The organism is Neisseria sp. P0021.S005, from assembly GCF_051956955.1.
On sequence record NZ_JBQCWY010000164.1, the window covers coordinates 1 to 5,783 of the forward strand.

Sequence of the window (5,783 nt, forward strand, 5' to 3'; positions counted from 1 at the left end):
TCTGCTTCTGCGCCGGTGCTTTGCGTATAGCGGACGTAGGCGGTCAGCGATACTTTGGAGTCGATGACGATTTGTTTGTTGTCGGGCAGATTGATGAGGACGTCGGGCTGGAGGCGGCGTTGGGTGCCGTCTGCTTCGTGGCGGACGCTGGAAGCTTGAACGATGTATTCGCGGCCTTTTTGCAGGCCGGAATTTTCCAATACGCTTTCCAAAATCATCTCGCCCCAGTTGCCTTGGGTTTTGTTTTGCGTGCCGGTCAGCGCGGTGGTCAGCGCTTTGGCATCGTGGTGGAGCTGGGTGTTGAGTGTTTGCAGGCGTTTGAGCTCGTTTTCGATGGTCAGGCGTTCTTTGGCTTCTTTTTCATAAGTCTGCTGAACCAGCTCGCTGAAGCCGTGTATGCGTTCGTTGAGCGGATTGAGTAGTTGCTGGAGATGGTCGTGGTTTTGTTCGGTAAAGCGGCGGCTTTTCTCTTCCAGAATAGTGTTGGCGAGGTTTTGGAACTGGTCGCTCAGGTTTTTACGAGCATCTGCCAGCAGGGTTAGTTTTTCTTCGGCAGCCTGACGGTCTTTTTCCGATTGGGTGTTGAGGCGCTCGTTTTGGACTTGAAGCGCGTGGTTTTGCTCCAAAAGGGCGGCGTATTCTTGTTTCAGACGGCCTTTTTCAGCTTCCTGTTGCTGTAAAAGGCTGTTTTTGTCGTCGATATTGGCTTTTTCTTGCGCCAGTTGTGTGGAGAGGCGTTCGTTTTGGACTTGCAGCGCATGGTTTTGCTCCAACAGCGTGTCGTAGTCTTGTTTCAGACGGCCTTTTTCCGTTTCCTGCTGTTGTAAAAGCGTATTTTTATCCGCACTCAATGCCTGTTCTTGAATCAGTTGCGTGTTGAGGCGTTCGTTGTTGATTTGCAGGTTTTGCGCGCTTTGCTGCCATTTTGCACATTCGTGTTTTAAAGCTTCGGCTTCGGCCTCGCAATCTTGCAGATAGGCAATCTGTTTTTCGGCTGCGGCAAAGCGGTTGCCTGTCTCCTGCAATTCGTCTTGCAATTCCTGCACGGTATGGCGGCTTTGCGCCAAGTCCGCCGCAGTTTGAGCCTGCACCTGTTCGGCAAACTCATGCAGGCGGCGGCTTTCGGCCAATTCTTGTAAAACAATAAAGTGTCGGCTTTGGGTTTGGTAGCGTGTTATCAGCCAAGCAAACAGCGCGCCGATAAAAAATGCGGCCGCACCGGTCAGGATTAGGGTGTTGTTCATGCTGGAAATAGTCAATATGCAGAATGTTTCACTATATCATATATTTGCAGCGCATTTTATGGTCGGATATGCGCTAGAAACGTGTGTTTTCTTTAAAAGAAGCTATCAAAGGTATTGGTTTTGACTAAATGAATATTTGGTTTGCAAAAAATATAATTTTGTAACATTTTGAATTTAAAAATATATTTAATTTAGAGTGCAATTTTGCAACAAAAAAGGAGGGATTTTATGGGCGCAGAAAGATACGTTTGTAGTGTATATGTAATTAAGACATCGGTGTCATTGAAAAAGACATCGGTGTCATTTTCAAAACAAAATATAAATTAACTAAAATCTTCATTATGTACATTTTTATCATTTTATCTTTACGAAAAAGTCGTATTAATTAACGATTAACACGGTATGATTCGTCCTGTCGGCGGCGCAGATGCCGGCGAAAAAATGTGTATGTTGTTAAATAACATTTTGTATCTATGAAAAAGGACTACTTAAAATGGCACATTTAATAACGCTTGCCGTCGCTTCTTTAATCGGTATGTCGGGGATACCGGCCTCCGCACTCGGCGTCGCCTACAATATTGAAACGGTAGTACACAAATAATTCAATTATAAACGAATTGATTACAATACTTCAGAAAACGCAACTTAGGCCGTTTTTCGGCCGACAGACAAGAAAGTGAGACAAACAATGAAAACTTTAATTAAACTGGCAGCAGCCTCTTTAATCGGTATGTCCGGCCTGACCGTCGGCGCAACCAATATCGCCCACAATATGGCTGATGCCGACAAATAAAAAATACACAACACACCCTTAAATACACAGAAAAGAGTTAAAATGAAAACATTAATCAAATTGGCTGCGGCTTCTTTGATCGGCATGTCCGGTTTGACAGTTGGCGCAACCAAAATCGCAAAAAATATGGCAGAAGCTGCCAATAAATAAACGCAAGTGAAATTAAGCTTGTTTTGGTGATAAAAAAGGCCGTCTGAACATTCAGACGGCCTTTGTATTTGATGGCAAACCGTTTTATTTGCCGATACAGAAGCGCGAGAAAATCACGCCCAGCAAATCGTCGGCGGTAAATTCGCCTGTGATTTCGCTGCACGCGTTTTGGGCGAGGCGCAGGTGTTCGGCGAAAAGCTCGATTTGGTTGTTGTCGCAGAGGGCGGCGTTTTCCAGCTCGGCTTCGGCTTCGTGCAGGGCGTTGAGGTGGCGGCTGCGGGCGAGGAACAGGCTTTCGCTTTCGCCCTGCCAGCCGACTTCCTGCAACAGCGCGTGTTTGAGTAAGTCAAGACCCGCGCCGGTTTTGGCGGACAGGCTGATGACACTTTCCGCGCCGGTTTGCGCGAGGCCGTCTGAACGGACGGCGACAGGTTCGCCGGTCAGGTCGGCTTTGTTGTGGATTTCGATTTTTTTCAAACCTTCGGGCAGGCTGTTCAAAATGGCTTGGGTTTTGGCGTTCAAGCCTTCGCGCGGGTCAATCAGAATCAGGGCGACATCGGCTTCGGAGACGGCTTTGCGGCTGCGCTCGATGCCGATTTGTTCGACCACGTCGTCGGTTTCGCGCAGACCGGCGGTGTCGATGATGTGGACGGGCACGCCGTCGAGGGTGATTTGTTCGCGCACGGTGTCGCGGGTGGTGCCGGCGATGTCGGTTACGATGGCGATGTCGTCGCCAGCCAAGGCGTTGAGCAGGCTGGATTTGCCGACGTTGGGCGCGCCGACGAGGACGACGTTCATGCCTTCGCGCAAAATCGCGCCTTGTTCCGCACTGGCAAGCACGGTTTCCAGACGGCCTTGCAGGGCTTGGAGCTTGCCGCGCGCGTCGGCGGCTTCGAGAAAGTCGATGTCTTCTTCGGGGAAGTCCAGCGTGGCTTCGACCAGCATCCGCAAAGTAATAAGGTCGTCTACCAGCTCGTGTATGTGTCGGGAAAATGCGCCTTTGAGCGAACGCAACGCCATACGTGCGGCAGACTTGCTGGAGGCGTCGATGAGGTCGGCGACGCTTTCGGCTTGTGCAAGGTCGAGTTTGTTGTTGAGGAAGGCGCGTTTGGTAAATTCGCCCGGCTCCGCCATGCGCGCACCCAGTTCGAGGCAGCGCGAGAGCAACATGTCCATCACGACGGGGCCACCGTGTCCCTGCAACTCAATCACGTCTTCGCCGGTAAAGCTGGCTGGCGCGGCGAAGTAGAGCAGGATGCCGTTGTCTATCGGCTGTCCGTCGCCGCCGAGAAAGTCGGTGTAAAGCGCGGTGCGCGGCTTGGGCGTTTTGCCGCCGCTGAGGGTTTGCGCCAAAGGCAGCAGGTTTTTGCCGGAAAGGCGGATCACGCCGACTCCACCGCGTCCGGGTGCGGTGGCGATGGCGGCGATGGTGGGTTGGGTTACGGACATGAGAACTCGCGTATAGGTAAATTTAATGTGCGTATTATAGCAAAAGGCCGTCTGAAACTTTGGGTTTTGGGGTTTCAGACGACCTTTTTAGCAGATTGGCAATGTGGGCGGACTACTTAAACGGTTCAGGTATTTTTAATTTCCAAATCATCCGGTAGTAAGTCGTGTACGGAACAGTTTAAAGCAGAAGACAGTTGATATAGTTTATCAACCGTTATGTTGACCTCCCCCCTTTCTATTCTACCCATATAGCTTCTGTCTATATCGGCAAGTAAGGCTAAGCTTTCTTGGTTGATATTGGACTGTTTGCGGATTTCTCGGATTTTTATACCTATCAAAACACTGATTTTACTCATGAGATTTGTCTTCACAAATCTCAAAATATCCAATTTTGACGCCTATTTATCCACGGATTATAATCCGTATTTTTGGAAAATACCTAATGTGGAGAATGTTAAATGACAAGTTATATTGAAAGCTCTTTAGGGCGAGGTGAACGTATTGTTTATAAAGCGCAAGTATCGTGGTTTTCCCAATTCTGGAGGATTTTTTTCGGTATCCTGCTGTTGATGTGGGTAATCGGTATCGTATTTATAGTGTTCGCGGTATTGAATGTAATGACAACCGAGCTTGCTTTAACTAACAAAAGGGTTATCGCTAAGTTTGGCTTTATCCGCCGGCAAACAATTGAGATAAATATCAACCGTATCGAAAGTATTTCGGTAAATCAAGGTTTTTGGGGCAGGATTTTCAATTATGGCTCCGTAGTGGTCAGAGGGACGGGCGGCAGTCATGCTCCGATTCCTTATATCGCACGACCAATGGAGTTCCGTCAACAATTCAATGATTTTATAGATAACGAAATTGGTGGTGGCTCGAAAAATCAAATTGAATTAAAACCGCCTGCCGTTTGAGGTGGGTGGAAACGGTGGTTTTTGTTTTATATAGCCCAATTACTTTATTTTCGATACGCAATACCTATTGCCGTCATTTCCGCGCAGGTGGGACTGACGAGGTTGGAAGCCTTGAAATATCGGAAGTTAGTTATGTTTGCTATAGCAAAATTGTAATTAAATATTTATTTCTATCAATCCGAATATGAAAAGGCCGTCTGAAACTTTGGGTTTCAGACGGCCTTTAAATTAAGATGATTAAACGGCGGCGACAGTAAAGCGTTCAAACAAATGCGCTTTGTTTTCCGCATCGTCGGCGATGGCGACTGCCAAATCGGCCACGCTGATGCCTGCCGGAATTTCACCGTCCATCAGCAAATCGTCTTTGCCCAAGCGGTATTTGCCGGTTTTGTCTTCGCTGAAACCGCCGTCCGCGCCCAGTCGTGCCGGAGGGGAAACGAAAGACCAGTTCACATCGCGGCGCGGCAGGAGTTCTGCCAAGAGATGGCGTGCGGCATTGGCGCCGTCGAAAATTTCTTTCGGGAAGTCGGGCGTATCGATAACTTGCAAACCGGGTGCCACATACAGGCTGCCCGCGCCGCCGACGAGCAATAAATAAGGCACTTGCGCTGCTTTTGCTGCTTCGACAATGCTGTTTGCGCCGTGTGTGAAATCCGCGCCGATGTTGGGATTGGTCCAGCCCGGGTTGAACGCGCTGACTACGGCATCAAAACCGGCCAGTTTGTCGGCAAAATCGGCTGCATTGACATCTGCGGAGACTGCGGCAACATTTTGCGCTTGGAACACTTTGTCTGTGTTGCGGGCGAAAGCGGTTACTTTATGACCGCGGCCTGCTAATTCTTGAACGACTGCGTTGCCGACATAACCTGTTGCACCGATAACTGCGATTTTCATATTTAACTCCTTGTGGGGATGTGATTGATTAGATGAGTGCATTGTAAGGCCGTCTGAAATGCTTGATAATCCCTGATTTACTGTTATTATTGTGAAGTTAAACTAAACAATTATTTCTAAATGCAAGACATCAAACCCCTGCTTGTTTTCGCTACTGTCCTCGAACATGGCAGCATGAATGCCGCCGCTGCCGCGCTGGGCATGACCCCGTCTGCTGTCAGCCAGCACATCAATCGCCTCGAAACCCTGCACGGCATCAAGCTGTTAAACCGCAGCACGCGCAGCCTTGCGCCTACCGATGCCGGCCGCGCCTTGGGCGAATACTGCCGCCGTCTCGCC

General features: G+C 49.1%; 6 protein-coding genes. 2 read left to right on the top strand and 4 right to left on the bottom strand.

Annotated elements, in window-relative coordinates; genetic code table 11:
* The 3 genes from rmuC to ACTHUE_RS09920 all read right to left on the bottom strand — a co-directional run.
* Window positions 1–1,244, bottom strand: a 1,244-nt coding sequence (gene rmuC, locus ACTHUE_RS09910) for a DNA recombination protein RmuC (protein WP_440423390.1), incomplete at its 3' end; no start/stop codon positions are given.
* A gap of 1,027 nt (window positions 1,245–2,271) precedes the next feature.
* Window positions 2,272–3,636 (bottom strand): tRNA uridine-5-carboxymethylaminomethyl(34) synthesis GTPase MnmE, encoded by a 1,365-nt coding sequence (gene mnmE / locus ACTHUE_RS09915; RefSeq protein WP_107792232.1) that lies wholly within the window; start codon window positions 3,634–3,636, stop codon window positions 2,272–2,274.
* 125 nt (window positions 3,637–3,761) lie between these two features.
* Complete coding sequence (locus tag ACTHUE_RS09920; RefSeq protein ID WP_049344313.1) at window positions 3,762–3,992, bottom strand: helix-turn-helix domain-containing protein; 231 nt, start codon at window positions 3,990–3,992, stop codon at window positions 3,762–3,764.
* Between the two features lie 102 nt (window positions 3,993–4,094).
* On the opposite strand from ACTHUE_RS09920, the gene ACTHUE_RS09925 reads away from it, so the two are divergent.
* Complete coding sequence (locus ACTHUE_RS09925) at window positions 4,095–4,550, top strand: PH domain-containing protein (protein WP_107769106.1); 456 nt, start codon at window positions 4,095–4,097, stop codon at window positions 4,548–4,550.
* Window positions 4,551–4,787: 237 nt separating this feature from the next.
* Here the strand turns inward: ACTHUE_RS09925 and ACTHUE_RS09930 are convergent, their stop codons facing one another.
* Window positions 4,788–5,444 (bottom strand): NAD(P)-dependent oxidoreductase, encoded by a 657-nt coding sequence (locus ACTHUE_RS09930; protein WP_107769107.1) that lies wholly within the window; start codon window positions 5,442–5,444, stop codon window positions 4,788–4,790.
* A 120-nt stretch (window positions 5,445–5,564) separates the two neighbouring features.
* Here ACTHUE_RS09930 and ACTHUE_RS09935 point away from each other — a divergent pair.
* Window positions 5,565–5,783: LysR family transcriptional regulator (locus ACTHUE_RS09935; RefSeq protein WP_440423392.1), on the top strand; the 219-nt coding region annotated here is incomplete at its 3' end.